This is a genomic window from Nonomuraea sp. SYSU D8015 (genome assembly GCF_008065375.1).
Classification (GTDB): domain Bacteria; phylum Actinomycetota; class Actinomycetes; order Streptosporangiales; family Streptosporangiaceae; genus Nonomuraea.
Window position 1 is genome coordinate 530,370 of record NZ_VJYI01000003.1, and the last position, 15,896, is coordinate 546,265.

A 15,896-nucleotide genomic window follows, 5' to 3' on the forward strand; every position below is an offset into this window, starting at 1 on the left:
GGCTCCTCTCGCTTGAGTTCTAGTCTTCTAGAACAGTATGAGGAAGAACGTGGATGCGTCAACGGTGGCCGCCTGCCGGCGGCCACCGCCTGGTGTTCTACGCCAGTGCCCTCTCCCCGAGTGACACCTGCGGGACGACCCGGTCCGCCCAGCGCGTCACGACCTCGTCCAGGTTCGGCAGCTGCGCCGTGAGCACCGCCAGCCCCGGGCTGGGCACAGTGGCGCCCAGCTCCACGAGCAGCGGCCGCAGGTGCACTTCGACCGCCAGCGCGTGCCTGGCGCTCCCCATGACCAGCAGCGGGAGCGCCGTCTTGCCTGCCAGCGCGTCCGGCGGCAGGCGGTCGAGGAAGGACTTGAGCAGCCCGGTGTAGGTGCCCTTGTACATGGGGCTGGCCACCACGAGCACGCTCGACTCCGCGACCAGCTCCAGCGCCGTCTCCACCCCGGACGAGGCGCCGGGTGAGAGCAGGTGCGGGCCGAGCGCCGACAGGTCCACGATCTCGTGGTGCCCGGTGCTCCCGAGGCGCGCCGCGATCGCCTCGGCGGCCGCTACGGCGACGGCCAGCGTCCTGGAGCCCTCCCGGGGATTGCCGACCAGTGTGGCGATGCGGCTCATCCGGCCACCGCCAGCTGCCGCTCCGCGTACTGGGACCGGGGCCGGGCCAGACCGTAGTTGTCGCGGAGCGTGCGCCCCTCGTACTCGTGCCGGAACAACCCTCTCGCCCGCAGCTCGGGCACCACGTGGTCGACGAAGTCGGACAGGCCGCCGGGCAGGATGGGCGGCATGATGTTGAACCCGTCGGCAGCGCCGCCGAAGAACCACTCCTGGAGCTGGTCGGCGATCTGCTCGGGGGTGCCGGCGACGACGCGGTGGCCGCGCCCGCCGGCCAGGCGGCCGAGGAGCTGCCGGACCGTGAGGCGCTCGCGCCTGGCCAGGTCCACGACCAGCTTGCGGCGGCTCTGGGCGCCTTCGGTTTCAACGGGCACGTCGGGCAGCGGCCCGTCCAGCGCGTCCTCGGTCAGGTCGATGCCGGTCATGTGGGAGAGCTGCGCCAGCCCGTACGCGGGGATGATGAGGTCCTCCAGCTCCTTCTCCAGCCGCAGCGCCTCGCGCTCGGTCGAGCCGATGACCGGCGAGATCCCCGGCAGGACCAGCAGCTCGTCGGGCCGCCGGCCGTACGCCGCCAGCCGGCCCTTGAGGTCGGCGTAGAACTCCCGCCCCTCGGCGAGCGTCTGCTGGGCGGTGAAGACGGCCTCGGCGTGGCGGGCCGCGAACTCCTTGCCGTCCTCCGACGACCCGGCCTGCACCAGGAGCGGGTGGCCCTGGGGCGGGCGGGAGGTGTTGAGCGGGCCGCGCACCGCGAAGTGCTCGCCCGCGTGCTCGATCGTGTGAATCTTCCCGGTGTCGGCGTATCGCCCGCCGACGCGGTCGCCCACGATCGCGTCGTCCTCCCAGCTGTCCCACAGCTTGCGCACGACCTCCAGGAACTCGGTGGCCCTGGCGTAGCGGGCGGAGTGCGTGGGCCGCTCGACGCCGAAGTTGCGGGCCTCGGCCTCGCCGGCCGAGGTGACGATGTTCCAGCCGGCCCGGCCACCGCTGATGTGGTCGAGCGAGGCGAACGTGCGTGCCACGTGGAAAGGCTCGTTGTACGTCGTCGACACGGTGGCGATGAGCCCGATGTGGTCGGTGACCGTGGCCAGGGCCGACAGCAACGTCAGCGGCTCCAGGCCGCCGAGCGCGTTGTGGGCGACGTCGCCCTGCAGGGCCACGCCGTCGGCGAGGAAAACCGAGTCCAGCCTGCCGCGCTCGGCGATCCTGGCCAGCTCCTGGTAGTGGCGGACGTCGGTGAGGCGGGCCGGCTCGGTGCGCGGGTGCCGCCAGGCCGCCTCATGGTGGCCCACCCCCATGAGGAAGGCGTTGAGATGGAGCTTTCTCGTCACGTGGTCCTCCAGGTGGAGAAGCGGCGCTCGACGGCGACCAGCAGCAGGTTGAACAGCAGGCCCAGCACGGAGATCGTGATGATGCCCGCGTACATGTCGGGGATGCGGAAGCTGGACTGGGTGTCCAGGATGAGGTAGCCGAGCCCGGCCTTGGCGCCGACCATCTCGGCGAACAGCAGCACGAGGATCGAGTACGCGCCCGCCAGCCGGACGCCGGTGAAGATCGTGGGCACGGCGGCGGGCAGGATCACCTTCTGGAACAGCCGGAACGGGCCGAGGCCCATGGACCTGGCGGACTTGATGAGCAGGGGTTCGACGGTCCGCACGCCGCTGATGGTGTTGAGCAGGATCGGCCACGAGCACGCGTACAGCACGAACGTGATCTTGGTGGTCTCGCCGATGCCGAGGATCAGCGTGAACACCGGCAGCAGCGCCACCGCCGAGGTGTTGCGGAACAGCTCCAGGAGCGGGGTGAGGAAGTCGGCCACGGGCCGGTACCAGCCGATCAGCAGGCCGAGCGGGATGGTCAGCAGGATGGCCAGGCCGAAGCCGGCCAGGGAGCGGGCCAGGGACGCCTGGAGGTGCTCGGGGAGTTCGCCGCTGATCAGGAGGTCGTACCAGGCGACGAGGTCGTCCGAGAGCGGAGGCACGAAGACGCGGTCCACGACGCCGAGCATGGGGAGGGTCTCCCAGGCGGCCAGGAGGAGCAGGATGGCCGTGGAGTTCACGGCCGCCCGCCGGATCCGGCCGCCGACGGCCGACCCATGGCGCTTCCCGGCCCGCGAGCCACCGGCAGCGCCGCCACGCTCCCCGGCCCGCGCCTCGCCGGCTGCCGTGCCGTCGTGCGCCCCGTCGGCCTGGGCCTCGTCGTCCGGGAGGTCGTACCAGTGCAGGTCCCCGGCGAGCGCGGTGTCCTGTCGGCTGTCAGCCATGGGACGTCACCACCGTCCGCTCCTGAATCTGGGCGGCGGCCACCTCGTCGCGCAGCAGCTTCCACACGTGGTGGCGGTACTCGCCGAAGACCGGGTCGGCACGCAGGTCGCCCTCACGCGAGTCGAACGCGACCTCGACGACCTCCTTGATCCGGCCGGGTCTCGACGTCATGACGGCGATCCGCTGCCCCAGGTAGACGGCCTCGTCGATGCCATGGGTGATGAAGACGACCGTCTTGCCGGTGTGCTGCCAGACGCGTACCAGCTCCTCCTGCAGGGACTCGCGGGTCTGCGCGTCCAGCGCGGCGAACGGCTCGTCCATCAGCAGCACGTCGGGGTCGAAGGCGAGGCTGCGGGCGATGGCCACCCGCTGCCGCATGCCGCCGGACAACTCGTGCGGGTAGCGGTCCTCGAACCCGGACAGGCCGACGAGCGCGAGGTGGTCGCGGGCCCGGTGGGCCCGCTCCTTGCGGGGCACGGCCTTGGCCTCCAGCCCGAACTCGACGTTGGCCTGGGCGGTGCGCCACGGGAACAGGGCGTACTGCTGGAAGACGATCCCCCGGTCGAGTCCGGGACCCGTGACCGGGGCGCCGTCGATGAGGATCTCCCCTGCCGTCGGGTGCGTGAGGCCGGCGACCAGGTCGAGGAGCGTGGACTTGCCGCAGCCGCTGGGGCCCACGAGCGTGAGGAACTCGCCCTCGCGCACCTCGAGGTCCACGCCGGACAGCGCGGTGAACGGCGGCTCGCCCGAGTCCCTGACCTGGAAGGTCTTGGTGACGCTCCTGATGCCGATTTTGCTCACGATCCGCTCCCGCCGGCGTAAGGGTTGAACGTGTTGGTGTAGAGGTCGGCCGCCTTGACCTGGCCGGGTCTGATCTCGCCTTCGCGTTCGAGCCAGTCGATCCAGGTCTGGAACTCCTTCTCGGCGATCACGCCGCCCTTGCCGGCGATGCCGGTGCTCTTCCAGAACCGGACGGCGTCGGCGCTCTCGTTGCGGCCGCGCTTGGCGATGATCCGCTCGAACGTGGCGATGACCTCCTCGCGTGAGTGGGTCTGCGCCCATTCGATGGCCTTGGCGAAGCCGGTCACGAAGGTCCTGGTGGTGGTCGGGTTCTCGGCGATGAAGTCCTCGCGCAGGACGACGGATCCGGCGGTGAACGGGCCGAGCAGGTCCACGTCGGTGAACAGCGGCCGCAGCCCGCCGCGTTCGAGCGCCTTGTCCTTGAGGAGGCCGCCGAGCGTGCCGACGTCGAGCCGGCCCTGCCGGAGCGCCTGCTCGGTGTTGACCGGGGGGATCACCACGAGCTGGACCTGCTTGGCCTCCTCGGGCGTCAGCCCCTCACGCCTGAGATATTCCTTGATGACGGCTTCGTGGTGGGCGCCGAGCGTGTTGACGCCGATCTTCTTGCCGATGAGGTCGCGGGCGGTCTTGATGGGGCTGTTCTCGGTCACGTAGTAGCCGTTGAAGGTGTCCTTGTCGGAGCCGTAGTAGCCGATCACCGCCCTGATCGGGGCCTTGGCCGCCTTGAGCTTGACGATCGCGCCGTCGAAGGCGCCGCCGAAGTCGGTCTGCCCGGTGGCCGCCGACTGGATGTCCTGCGGCCCGGAGGTGGTGTTGCCCACCCACTTCAGCTTGACGTCGCCGAGAAAGCCCAGCTCCTCGGCCAGTTCGGGGAAGGTGACGGTGCCCACGCTGCCCTGGTAGCGCAGCACCTTCACCTCCGGGCCTGCGGCTGTCGCCTCGGCGCCGCCGCAACCGGCGAGAAGGGCGGGCAGCAGCGCGGCCATGAGGGCATGTCTGAATGTGATCACGATGGGTTCCTCTGGAGAGGGAGAAGAGGTCTGCCTGCGGTGCGTGATCAGCGACACTGCGCGCTGGCGACGTGGCCGAAGTCCACGTGCGGGCGCCGGGTCAGGTAAAAGCCCTCGCTCATGGCTACGAAGCTACGGACCCGTGAGCGTAAAGTCAACTTTTCCTACATGAGATACATGGAATCGGCTCGCCACTAAGCTCACCTCGTAACCGATCTACGGAGACAGCTCGATGATCTTCATTACCGCGAAGTTCCGCATCCTGCCCGAGCACGCCGACCGCTGGCCGGAGATCGCCGGCGAGTTCACCCGGGCGACCCGCGCCGAGCCTGGCTGCCTGTGGTTCGACTGGTCGCGCAGTGTCGCGGACCCGAACGAGTACGTCCTGGTCGAGGCGTTCCGCGACGACGCGGCGGCCGTGGCGCACGTGCAGTCCGACCACTTCGAGCAGGCCCAGCGCGTGCTGCCGCAGCACCTGGCCGAGACGCCCCGCATCGTCAACACCACGATCCCGCAGGACGACTGGTCCGAGCTCACCGAGATGGCCGTGCCCGAGCGCGGTTAGCGCACCCGGACGTTGCCGTAGGCGAACAGGCTGATCGGGCCCGGGCCTCCGGGAAGGGGCTGCTCGGCGGTCACTGCCAGGGCGAGCGTGTTGGCGCCGCGCTCCTGCAGCAGGCCGGCCGGGAGCGAGAACTCCTTCTGGGGCCCGATGTCGCCGCCGTACTGGCCGACGTTCCAGCCGTTGAGGAAGATCTGCACGCGGTACGCGGGTGACGGGTCGCCGCCGAAGCGGAGGCCGACGGGGACGTCCTGGTCTTCGGGCAGGTCCAGCCGGAACGAGGTCCGGTACCAGGTGACGCCGGGTATCAGGGGTGCAGCGGCTGGGTTGGCTGTTTTCCATGATTTGTCGGGATGAGCCGACAGGTGCCAGCCGGTGCGCTCGCCGTACAGGCCGCCGTTGTTGAGCCCGCCGCGGACGGGGTCGACCCCGGCGGCGCCCTGGATGCGCCAGCTGATCGGGGTGCCGCCGATGGCGGCGGCGACCAGGCCGCGGGGCTGCTTGAAGCGCAGGTCGTCGGCGATCCAGTCGTCGTTGTGCCCCATGTTCGCGACGAGGACGGCGATCACGTTGTCGACGCCCGGCTTGAGCAGGCCGGCGGGGATCGCGAAGTGGCCGGGGCCTGGGTCGGGGTTGGGCGGGGTCCACTGGTCGCCCGAGTCGGCCTGGACGCCGCCGGCCGCCGAGCCGAGGTAGCGGCCGTTCAGCCACACCAGGTAGTTGCCGCGCTTGCCGGTGATCGCGTTCAGGTCGATGGTGGTCTCGGCGCCGGTAGCGGTGAAGTGGCCGCGGTACCAGACGTTGCCGTAGTGGTAGCCGTAGTCGTCGGCGTACAGGACGGGCAGGGTCTTGGGCGGGTGCGGGCTGGTGGTCGTGGTGCTGTCGGCGACGGTCCAGCGGGAGTCGTCGAAGCCCGGCTGTGCCTCCGGGGACTCGACGTGGGCGCGCCAGCCGGTCAGCGCGGGCAGCGGCGCGGGGCCGGGCGGGCGCGTGCTGCCGAGCAGCGAGCCGCTCCGGGTGCGGGTCACCCGGACGTCCTGCGTGCCGATCCGCAGACGGCGGGCCTGCGGAGGCGCGAACACCTCCACCTGCCCGGCGCCCGTCCCCACGTCGGCCACCAGGCGCGCGGTGTCGCCGCTCACGGAGGCCGAGCGCACGAGGTCCGTGCCACGCACCAGCACGGGGCCCGACGCCGTGTCCGCCCGCCAGAACCGCGCCGCCTCCTCGTCCGTCCCGATCAGGAGCAGCAGCGGCCGCCGCCCGCCACCGCTGATCAGCACTCTCGCCAGCCCGTCGTGGGAGTAGTCGAGCCGCAGATCGCCGCCCGCATAGGTGCTGGACACGCGGCCGTCGAGCACCGTGACCCGCGGCTCGGACCCGTACCGCAGGACGGTCGCGCCGGGCGAGCCCGCCGTGCCGTAGAGGACGGCGACGTCCCGGCCGCCGATGGCCGCGTGGGTCATGATCTCGGACGTGGACAGGGTCAGGCGCTGGCCGCCGAGATCGTAGCCGGCGACGATGACGTGCGCGTCGCGCCCCTTGACCTGGACCGGCACCCGGTGGCGGCCGTCGGGGGCGGGCCAGTCGAGCGTGGCCGCGTCCGTGCTGGTCGCCGCCCGGTCGGTGTGCTTGACCAGGACGAACTGGGTGCCCGTGTCCGGGTTGGCGCGCGCCGCGGTGGTCAGCGCGGGGTTGTCGGAGGCGGGCGGCGCGGCCACCGGGTCGGTCTTGGCGATCGGAGTGACGGCCTGCAGGAAGTAGCCCTGGCGCTTGAACTCGTCGTACTTGGGGGTGAGCCGCCGGGCCTCGGTGATCGCGGCACCGTAGTCGTAGGAGGTGTAGACGTCGTTGGGCTGGGCGAGCCAGCCCCAGTTCGTGCCGCCGTACCCCATGTAATACGAGAACATCGTCGCCCCGGTCGTGACCAGGTTGTTCTTGTAAAAATACTTCATGAAGGCCGGGCCGGTCAGCTCGCGGCACTTGTCGTAGCCGGCGTCACCCACGTCGATCGCGCCGGCCTGGTACTCGGCGGCGAACACGGGGATGTCGTCGCGCAACCGCTCGGTCACCCCCTCGCCCCACGGCCCCCACAGGCCCGGGTCGGCGCACTCGAAGGACTGCGGGTAGTCGTCGATGCCGGGGATCTGCACGGCGCCCGGCCCGGTGGCCCACGTCGAGCTCCAGCTCCCGCCGTCGCAGCAGTCGTTGGTCGTGATGGGCACGTCGATGCCGTCCGCCCGGGCCTGGTCCTGGATGTCCTGCATGTAGGCGGCGTCGGTGTTGACCTGGTACTCGTTCTCGGCGTTGTAGAGGATCACCGGCCCGCCCTCGCCGACCTGGTGCCTGGCGATGACGGGGTTGATCCGGTGCAGCCATTCGCGGTAGGCCTCCCGGTATCCGGCCTCGCTGCTGCGGGCCCGTCCCGGCACGGTCTTCACCCAGGCGGGCAGGCCGCCGCCGCTGCTCTCGGCGTTGATGTACGGCCCCGGCCGGGCGATCACGTACAGTCCGGCCTGGTGGGCGGTCCGCAGGAGCCGGTCCACGTCGCGGACGCCGGTGAAGTCGTACACGCCGGGCGCGGGCGAGTGGTAGGCCCATGAGAAGTAGAGCGAGACCGCGTTGAAGCCGGCCGCCTTGAACTTCTCCAGCACGTCCCGCCACAGGTGCGGGCTCGGGAGCCGGAAGTAGTGGAACTCGGCCGCCTGCAGCACGATGCGGCGGCCGTCGATCATCAGCGAATACCTGTCGTACGTGACCTCGCCCGCCGTCCGGGCATCCCCGGGCGCGACCAGCGTGCCGCAGGTCACGAGCATGGCCAGGAGCACCTGCAGCACACGCCTCATGGTCGCACTCCAAAAGGTCGGCTCAGACCTCTTTAATTTGGCGACTAACCAAACAAAGGTCAAGAGCCCGGCTTGCGGCGCCCCGGGTGGCGCACGGCCCGTTACGGGAACGTTACGAGTTGCGCGAATCCTTTCGCACCCACGTTTCCGCAGCTCACCGCGTCGATGTCGCCCTGGGTAGGTTTTTTTCCGGGTTATTGACGAAAAACAGCGGACGTCGGCAGACTCGGCGGTATGTCACAACCCCGTGGCCCCCTGTCACAGCTGCGGCGCGGACACGAAGAGCTCGTGCTCGGGCTGCTGCGCAAGCACGGGCCGCTCAGCCGCGGCGAGCTGGGCAAGCTCTGCAGGCTGTCGCGCACCACCCTGTACGACATCCTCGCCGAGCTCGTGTCCAGCGGCGCCGTCGTCACCGCCACCCACCAGGACGACGTGCCGCGCGGCCGCGGGCGGCCGGCCGAGACGCTGACCCTTAACCCGGACGCCGGGCAGGCCATCGGCATCGACTTCGCCCGCCGCGCGGTGCACGTCGCGGCCGTCAACCTGGCGCACGAGATCGTCGGCGCGGCCAGCGAGCCGCACGACGCCGACCTGCCGTGGCAGCAGCGGGTGGATCTGGCCGAGCGGCTCATCGGCTCGCTCAGCGAGGGCGGCCTGCGGCTGGGCGCGCTCAGCGCCATCGGCGCCGGCGTGGTCGGCCCCGTCGGCGGCCCGGAGGCCCGCGAGGACTCCCCCACCGCCGCCCAGGACGGCGCAGGCGAGACGGCGCCCCACCCCGCGCAGGTCCTGCTCCGCGAGCGGTTCGGCGTGCCCGTGCTGCTGGACAACAACGCCAGGCTCTCCGCGCTGGGCGAGGCGATCTGGGGAGCGGCCGCGGGCGGTCAGGACGTGCTGTACCTGCGCCTGTCCCACGGCGTCGGCGGCGGGCTCGTGGTCGCCGGCTCGCTGCACCGCGGCGCGTACGGACTGTCGGGCGAGTTCGGCCACATCACGGTCGACCCCCAGGGGGCGCCCTGCTCGTGCGGCGGCTCCGGCTGCCTGGAGACCGTCGCCTCGATAAGAGCCGTGCTGGACGCCTACCGCGCCGCGGGCGGCCGGGCCGACGACGTTCCCGAGCTGGTCAAGGCCATCAAGGAGGGCGACGCCACCGCGCTCGGCCTGCTGGCGGACGTCGGCGCGAGCATCGGCGGCGTGCTGGCGGCGCTGTGCAACGCGATCGGCCCCAGCGTGATAGTGATCGGCGGCGAGCTGGCCGAGACCGGCGCCGCGCTGATCGACCCGATCGAGCGCACCCTGCGCGCCCGGGTCATGCCGATCTCCAGGCACCGGGTCAGCCTCCGCCGGGCGACGCTCGGCGAGGCCGCGGGCGCCCTCGGCGGCATCGCGCTGGTGCTCCACGAATCCCCCCTGCTCTCCCGCTATCCGGCCGGCCCGGATCTCGCGCAAGAGACTCCCAGGAATGAGAACGAGACGAGCCCCATGAACGATACGAGGCAGTCATGACCCAGCTCAGCGCGCTGAGCAAGACACCGGCGGCGCGCCGTGAGCCCAGGCGCTCCAGCCGCGCCCTCACGCTCAACCTGATCGCGGTCGTCATCGGCCTCGTCGTGTGGACGCTGCTGGCCACGGTCGGCGTGCAGGGCCTGCCCACCCCGCTGCAGGTGGCGGCCAAGGCCGGCGAGCTGATCGCGGACGGCACGCTCCTGGACGACGCACTCGCCAGCCTGCGCAGGGTGCTGCTCGGCTTCCTGCTGGGCACCCTGCTGGCGATCCCGATCGGTTTCCTCATGGGCTGGTACGCCACCGCGCGCGGCCTGCTGGAGCCGTACGTGCAGTTCTTCCGCACCATCCCGCCCCTGGCGATCATCCCCCTCGCCATCGTGCTGATGGGCATCGGCGAGGTGCCGAAGGTCTTCGTCATCTTCCTGGCGTCGTTCCTGTCCAGCGTCGTGGCGACGTTCCAGGGCGTGGTGGACGTGGACAAGACGCTGATCAACGCCGCCCGCGTGCTCGGCGCGTCCGACCGGACGATCTTCCTCAAGGTCGTGGTGCCGGCGTCCACGCCGTTCATCCTGGTCGGGATGCGGGTCGGGCTCGGCTCGGCGTGGGGCACGCTGGTCGCCGCCGAGCTGATCGCCGCCCAGGAGGGCCTGGGCTTCCGCATGCAGCAGGCCCAGCTCTACTACGACCTGTCCACGATCTTCGTGGGCCTGATCGCCATCGGCGTGCTCGGCCTCGTGATGGACCGGCTGCTGCTGCTCGCCGAGCGACGCCTCACCAACTGGCAGGAGCGCCGTTGAGCACGAAAATCTCGTTCAAGAACGTCGTCAAGACCTACCCGATGAAGGAGGGCACGTTCACCGCGCTGGACCACGTGTCGCTGGACATCGCCGACCGCGAGTTCGTCACGGTCGTGGGCCCGTCGGGGTGCGGCAAGAGCACGCTGATGAGCATGGCCGCCGGGCTGGTCGAGCCCACCTCGGGCGAGGTGCTGGTGGACGGCGTGCCGGTCCCCGGTCCCGGGCCGGACCGCGGGGTGATCTTCCAGCAGTACGCGTTGTTCCCGTGGCTGACCGTGCGCAAGAACGTCGAGTTCGGGCTGAAGCTCATGGAGCTGCCGGCCGACGAGCGCAGGCGGCGGGCCGAGCACGCCATCGAGCTCGTCGGGCTGTCCGACTTCGCCGACGCGCTGCCGAAGACGCTGTCCGGCGGCATGAAGCAGCGCTGCGCGATCGCCCGCGCGTACGCGGTGAACCCGCAGGTCCTGCTCATGGATGAGCCGTTCGGCGCACTCGACGCGCTGACCCGCGTCCAGCTGCAGGACCAGCTGCTCGACACCTGGAGCCAGGAGCAGCGCACGGTCATGTTCATCACCCACGACGTGGACGAGGCCGTCTACCTGGCCAGGCGCGTGGTCGTCATGGCCGCCAGGCCCGGCCGCATCCAGCAGATCGTCGACGTGGACCTGCCGTACCCGAGAACCGAGGAGATGCGCCTCTCACCGGAGTTCGCGCGGATCCGCAACGAGGTCTGGCACGGCGTCTACCACCAGCCCCAGGCCGCATAACACCCCCCAGAAAGGACTGACCCGCCATGCGTTCTCTTCGCCGCGCCCTGACGGCCGCCACGGCGGTGACCCTGATGGCACTCTCCGTGACCGCCTGCTCCGACGACGGCACCACGGTCCGCTTCGGCTACATCAGCGACTACAACGGCGCGAGCCTGCTTGCGATCGCCGACAAGCAGGGCCTGTGGGAGAAGCAGGGGCTCACCCCCGAGATCAAGGTCTTCACCAACGGGCCGCTGCAGATCCAGGCGCTCGGCGCAGGCGACCTCGACTTCGGCTACATCGGCCCCGGCGCCATGTGGCTGCCCGCGTCGGGCAAGGCCAAGGTCGTCGCGATCAACACGCTCGCCTTCGCCGACCGCGTCATCGGCCGGCCGGGCGTCACCAGCATGCAGGCGCTGAAGGGCAAGAAGGTCGGCGTGCCGGAGGGCACCTCCGGCGACATGGTGCTCAACCTGGCGCTGAAGAAGGCCGGGATGACCACGAGCGACATCCAGAAGGTGCCGATGGACCCGGCCACCGTGGTGTCGGCGTTCTCGGCGGGGCAGATCGACGGCGCCGGCATCTGGTACCCGCTGATCGACACGATCAAGCAGAAGGTGCCCGGGCTGGTGGAGATCGCCAGCACCAAAGAGTTCCCCGACAGCTCGTTCCCGACCGCGTTCGTGTCGGGGCCGAAGACGGACCAGGAGCTCACCAGCAAGGTGATCAAGGTGCTGCAGGAGGCCAACGACTGGCGGGCCGCGCACCCCGAGGAGTCCGTCACCGAGGCGGCCACGCTGCTCAAGCTCGACCCGGCCAAGGTCAAGGCCGACGCGGCGAACGTCCAGACGATGACGACGGCCGACCTGGTCGCCAAGACCAAGGACGGCACGGTCGCCAAGTGGCTCAACAGCCTCGGCGACTTCTTCGTCAGCACCGGCCAGCTCAAGTCACGGCCCGACCCGGCCACCTACTACACCGGCGACCTCTACGAAAAGGCCTTCGCGAAGTGAATGTGCTGTTCCTGATGACCGACCAGCACCGTGTCGACACCCTGGGCTGCTACGGCAACCCGCACGTGGCCACGCCCAACCTGGACACGCTGGCCGCGACCGGCACGCGGTTCGACCGGTTCTACACGCCGACGGCCATCTGCACGCCCGCGCGGGCCAGCCTGCTCACCGGGCAGGCCCCGTTCCGGCACCGGCTGCTGGCGAACTACGAACGCAACGTCGGCTACCTGGAGGACCTGCGAGAGGACGCGTTCACCTTCCCCGGCGCGCTGAAGGAGCGCGGCTACCAGCTGGGCCTGATCGGCAAGTGGCACGGCGGCACCAGCCGCAACGCCGCCTCCTACGGCTTCGACGGCCCCGACCTGCCCGGCTGGCACAACCCGGTCGACCACCCCGACTACCTGTCGTACCTGGAAGAGCGGGGGCTGCCGCCGTACCGGATCTCGGATCTGATCCGCGGCACCACGCCCAACGGCAACCCGGGCAACCTGCTCGCCGCGCGGCTGCACCAGCCGGTGGAGGCGACGTTCGAGCACTACCTGGCGACCCGGGCCATCGAGCACCTCGACCGCTATGCCGCCGACGGCCGGCCGTTCTTCCTGGCCACGCACTTCTTCGGGCCGCACCTGCCGTACCTGCTGCCGGACGAGTACTTCGACATGTACGACCCGAGCCTGGTCGAGCTGCCGCCGTCGATCGCGGAGACGTTCGAGGGAAAGCCGCCGGTGCAGCGCAACTACAGCGAGCACTGGACGTTCGACACGATCCCCATCGGGGTCACCCGCAAGCTGATCGCCGTCTACTGGGGCTACGTCACGCTGATCGACCAGCAGATCGGCCGGATCCTGGACCGCCTGGACGAGCTGAGGCTGACCGATCAGACCTCGGTCTTCTTCACCGCCGACCACGGCGAGTTCACCGGCGCCCACCGCCTCCACGACAAGGGCCCGGCGATGTACGAGGACATCTACCGCATCCCCGGCATCGTCCGGATCCCCGGTGCGGAACCGCAGGTCAGGAACGAATTCGTGACGCTCACCGACTGCACCGCGACGATCCTGGACCTGGCCGGCTGCGACACCAAGCCCGCCGTCGACAGCCGCAGCCTGGTGCCTCTGGTCCGCGGCGAGCACCCGGAGTGGCCCGCCGAGCTGATGGCCGAGTTCCACGGCCACCACTTCCCCTATCCGCAGCGGATGATCCGCGACGACCGCTACAAGCTCGTCGTCAACCCGGAGTCGCTCAACGAGCTGTACGACCTGCACGCCGACCCACATGAGCTCAGCAACCGGTACACCCACCCCGAGCTGGCCCCCGTGCGCCGCCGCCTCATGCGCCGCCTGTACGACCTGCTGCGCGAGCGGGGCGACAACTTCTACCACTGGATGACCCCGATGTACGACATCGGCGCCCTCGACTACGACCCCACTCTGAGCTCCTTCGAAAAGGAGAACACGTGAAAATCGCTTTAGCCGTCACCGCTCTGCTGACCGGGATGTTCACCAACCCCGTGTCGTCGGGCGTGGTCGACGCGTTCCCCGACCCGACGGTGATCCACGCCAAGGACGGACTCTGGTACGCGTACGGCACCCAGAACCCGGTCTTCCAGAGCAAGGGCGAAGCCGGCGAGCGGATGCTGCCGATCCTCCGCTCCAAGGACTTGGCGACCTGGGAGTACGCCGGCGAGGTGTTCACCCCCGCGACCAAGCCCGCCTGGCACAACGGCGCCCGCCTGTGGGCGCCGGACGTCCGCTACATCAACGGCAGGTACTACGTCTACTACTCGCTGGCCTCCGGCGGCGTCGGCCTCGCGACCGCGCCGACCCCCACCGGCCCGTGGACGGACGCGGGCACCGTGATCGCCTCCGCCGACGCCTCGTGCCCGACCTTCACCATCGACCAGGCGCAGTTCACCGACGCCGACGGCGCCCACTACATGTACTGGGGCAGCTACGACACCATCTGCGTCGCGAGGATGAACGCCGACGCCACCCGCGTCGAGGGACCGGCGACGCAGGTGGCCAGGGGCCGCCGGCTGGAGGGCGGGTACGTCGTCCGCCGCGGCGTCTTCTACTACCTCTTCTACTCCGACGCCGGCTGCTGCGACGGCTCCTACAGCGGTTACCAGGTGAAGGCCGGCCGCTCCACGAGCCCGCTCGGCCCGTTCACCGACGACGAGGGCGTGGACCTGATGGAGCCGACCTCCAAGGGCGCCATCGTGGCGGGCCCGAACGGCAACCGCTGGACCGGCCCCGGCCACAACGGCTTCGTGACGGACCTGTCCGGCCAGGACTGGCTGGTCTACCACGCCATCTCGACGGCCGACCCGGACTTCCCGCCGATCCCGAACGGCCCGTCGGGCCTGACCAAGCGCCCGCTGCTGATCGACCGGCTGGACTGGATCGACGGCTGGCCCGTGGTCCGCGCCGGCGCCGGTCCGTCGGAGGGCGCGCAGCCGGGGCCGGTGGGCTCGTACGACGCGGGCGGCACGTTCGGCGAGGGCTCGCTGTCCGGCTGGCGCGCGGATCCCGGCTGGTGGATCAGAACCGGCCAGGACGCCCGCGGCTACGTCTCCCACGCCGGCGCCCTCTCCTACGTGACCTCCACTCGAAGGACCACGACCGCCGGCGTCCGGGCCCAGGCGGACCTGCGGGTCTCGTCGGGCGCGGCCGGGCTCACGCTCGCCCACGTCAACCGCCTCAACCATGTGACGGCCTGGCTCGATGAGGACAGGGGCGCCCTGGTCACCGACGTGGTGATCGGCGGCCTGAGCCGCGGCCGGCAGGTGACGGCGCTGCCCGCCGGTTTCGACTTCGGCACCTGGCACACGGTGGTGGCCGAGCTGCGCGGCCGTGACCTGACCGTCCAGGTGAGCGCGGACAAACTGGGCGACCCCGTGGCCGAGCAGACGCGCCGCCTCCCGCAGGCCGCCGCCCGCCCCGGCGCGGTGGGCGCGGTCGCCCGCGGAGCCGCCGACGCCGACAACGTGGGCGCCGCCAAGCTGTATACGCCGGTCACGTCACGGGTGCCCGAGCCCCGGCCCGGCGAGTTGCTGCCGGCCTTCAGCGACGAGTTCGACGGCACGGCCATCGACGCGAAGTGGCAGTGGGTCCGCGGCCCGGCGGCCGGCGTCAGTGTGGGCGGCGGCGTGTTGTCCTGGCCCACCCAGAACGCCGACCTGCACCGGACCACGAACACGGCGTCGGTCCTGCTGCGGGACGCGCCCGAGGGCGACTTCACGGTGGAGACGAAGCTCGACTTCGCGCCGACGCTGGGCAACCAGCAGGCCGGCCTGGTGCTGTACGAGAACGACGACCGCTATTTCAAGATGACGCATTCGGTGCTGCCGCTGGCCCGGGGCAATGGGGCCGTGCTCCAGGTGAGCGAGTTCCTGAAGGAGGGCGAGCGGCCGACGACCACCCCGCCGACCGCCGTCTTCAGCGGCCCGATGTTCGGCGGTCCGGCGGCTTCGACCATGTGGTTGCGGATGTCGTACCACCACGATGCGGCGGACAACGAGGTCGAGGTGCGGGCGGCGACCAGCCGGGACGGCTCGAAGTGGGTCTGGAACGGGGTGTGGACGCTTCCCGCGAAGGACAAGCTCAAGATCGGGCTGGTCTCGATGAACAGGGCAGGTGCGGTCGCCAAGTTCGACTACGTCCGGACTTATCACGATTGACGCTCTTGGACCCGTGGCGGGGCGACGCCATGTCTGTGACCACTATCGCGGCTGTGCTGCTGGGC

The 15,896-nt window shown here is 70.5% G+C and carries 13 protein-coding genes; 7 read left to right on the forward strand and 6 right to left on the reverse strand.

Annotated features, from left to right (window positions below):
• Window positions 1–97 precede the first annotated feature (97 nt).
• Genes ID574_RS17880 through ID574_RS17900 form a run of 5 tightly spaced genes read right to left on the reverse strand, consistent with a single transcriptional unit; the run spans window position 98 to window position 4,685 of the window.
• Window positions 98–616, reverse strand: coding sequence for an NADPH-dependent FMN reductase (locus tag ID574_RS17880; RefSeq protein ID WP_188190009.1), 519 nt, complete (start codon window positions 614–616; stop codon window positions 98–100).
• Complete coding sequence (locus ID574_RS17885) at window positions 613–1,941, reverse strand: LLM class flavin-dependent oxidoreductase (RefSeq protein ID WP_223166804.1); 1,329 nt, start codon at window positions 1,939–1,941, stop codon at window positions 613–615. Before ID574_RS17885 ends, ID574_RS17880 begins: the two co-directional genes overlap by 4 nt.
• Window positions 1,938–2,873, reverse strand: coding sequence for an ABC transporter permease (locus ID574_RS17890; protein WP_223166805.1), 936 nt, complete (start codon window positions 2,871–2,873; stop codon window positions 1,938–1,940). The genes ID574_RS17885 and ID574_RS17890 overlap by 4 nt, the downstream gene beginning before the upstream one ends.
• Window positions 2,866–3,675: an ABC transporter ATP-binding protein gene (locus ID574_RS17895; RefSeq protein ID WP_188190010.1), complete on the reverse strand. Its 810-nt coding sequence runs from the start codon at window positions 3,673–3,675 to the stop codon at window positions 2,866–2,868. The genes ID574_RS17890 and ID574_RS17895 overlap by 8 nt, the downstream gene beginning before the upstream one ends.
• On the reverse strand, window positions 3,672–4,685 hold the full coding sequence (locus ID574_RS17900) for an ABC transporter substrate-binding protein (protein WP_223166806.1): 1,014 nt from the start codon (window positions 4,683–4,685) through the stop codon (window positions 3,672–3,674). The genes ID574_RS17895 and ID574_RS17900 overlap by 4 nt, the downstream gene beginning before the upstream one ends.
• A 232-nt stretch (window positions 4,686–4,917) precedes the next feature.
• Between ID574_RS17900 and ID574_RS17905 the strand changes: the two genes are divergently transcribed.
• Window positions 4,918–5,250 (forward strand): putative quinol monooxygenase, encoded by a 333-nt coding sequence (locus ID574_RS17905; protein WP_188190011.1) that lies wholly within the window; start codon window positions 4,918–4,920, stop codon window positions 5,248–5,250.
• Here the strand turns inward: ID574_RS17905 and ID574_RS17910 are convergent.
• Window positions 5,247–8,090: a beta-galactosidase gene (locus ID574_RS17910; protein WP_188190012.1), complete on the reverse strand. Its 2,844-nt coding sequence runs from the start codon at window positions 8,088–8,090 to the stop codon at window positions 5,247–5,249. The two genes, ID574_RS17905 and ID574_RS17910, sit on opposite strands and share 4 nt — an antisense overlap.
• A 234-nt stretch (window positions 8,091–8,324) precedes the next feature.
• On the opposite strand from ID574_RS17910, the gene ID574_RS17915 reads away from it, so the two are divergent.
• Genes ID574_RS17915 through ID574_RS17940 form a run of 6 tightly spaced genes read left to right on the forward strand, consistent with a single transcriptional unit; the run spans window position 8,325 to window position 15,831 of the window.
• Window positions 8,325–9,593 carry an ROK family transcriptional regulator gene (locus ID574_RS17915; protein WP_188190013.1) on the forward strand — a complete coding sequence of 423 codons (1,269 nt, stop codon included), beginning with the start codon at window positions 8,325–8,327 and terminating at the stop codon, window positions 9,591–9,593.
• Complete coding sequence (locus tag ID574_RS17920; RefSeq protein WP_188190014.1) at window positions 9,590–10,390, forward strand: ABC transporter permease; 801 nt, start codon at window positions 9,590–9,592, stop codon at window positions 10,388–10,390. The genes ID574_RS17915 and ID574_RS17920 overlap by 4 nt, the downstream gene beginning before the upstream one ends.
• The gene (locus ID574_RS17925) at window positions 10,387–11,157 is read left to right on the forward strand and encodes an ABC transporter ATP-binding protein (RefSeq protein WP_188190015.1); all 771 of its coding nucleotides are present in this window, start codon (window positions 10,387–10,389) and stop codon (window positions 11,155–11,157) included. The genes ID574_RS17920 and ID574_RS17925 overlap by 4 nt, the downstream gene beginning before the upstream one ends.
• 26 nt (window positions 11,158–11,183) lie before the next feature.
• Window positions 11,184–12,152: an aliphatic sulfonate ABC transporter substrate-binding protein gene (locus tag ID574_RS17930; protein WP_188190016.1), complete on the forward strand. Its 969-nt coding sequence runs from the start codon at window positions 11,184–11,186 to the stop codon at window positions 12,150–12,152.
• A 2-nt stretch (window positions 12,153–12,154) separates the two neighbouring features.
• A complete protein-coding gene (locus ID574_RS17935) occupies window positions 12,155–13,612 on the forward strand; it encodes a sulfatase family protein (protein WP_262496017.1) in 1,458 nt (485 codons plus the stop codon).
• The gene (locus tag ID574_RS17940) at window positions 13,609–15,831 is read left to right on the forward strand and encodes a glycoside hydrolase family 43 protein (RefSeq protein WP_223166808.1); all 2,223 of its coding nucleotides are present in this window, start codon (window positions 13,609–13,611) and stop codon (window positions 15,829–15,831) included. Before ID574_RS17935 ends, ID574_RS17940 begins: the two co-directional genes overlap by 4 nt.
• Window positions 15,832–15,896 lie beyond the last annotated feature (65 nt).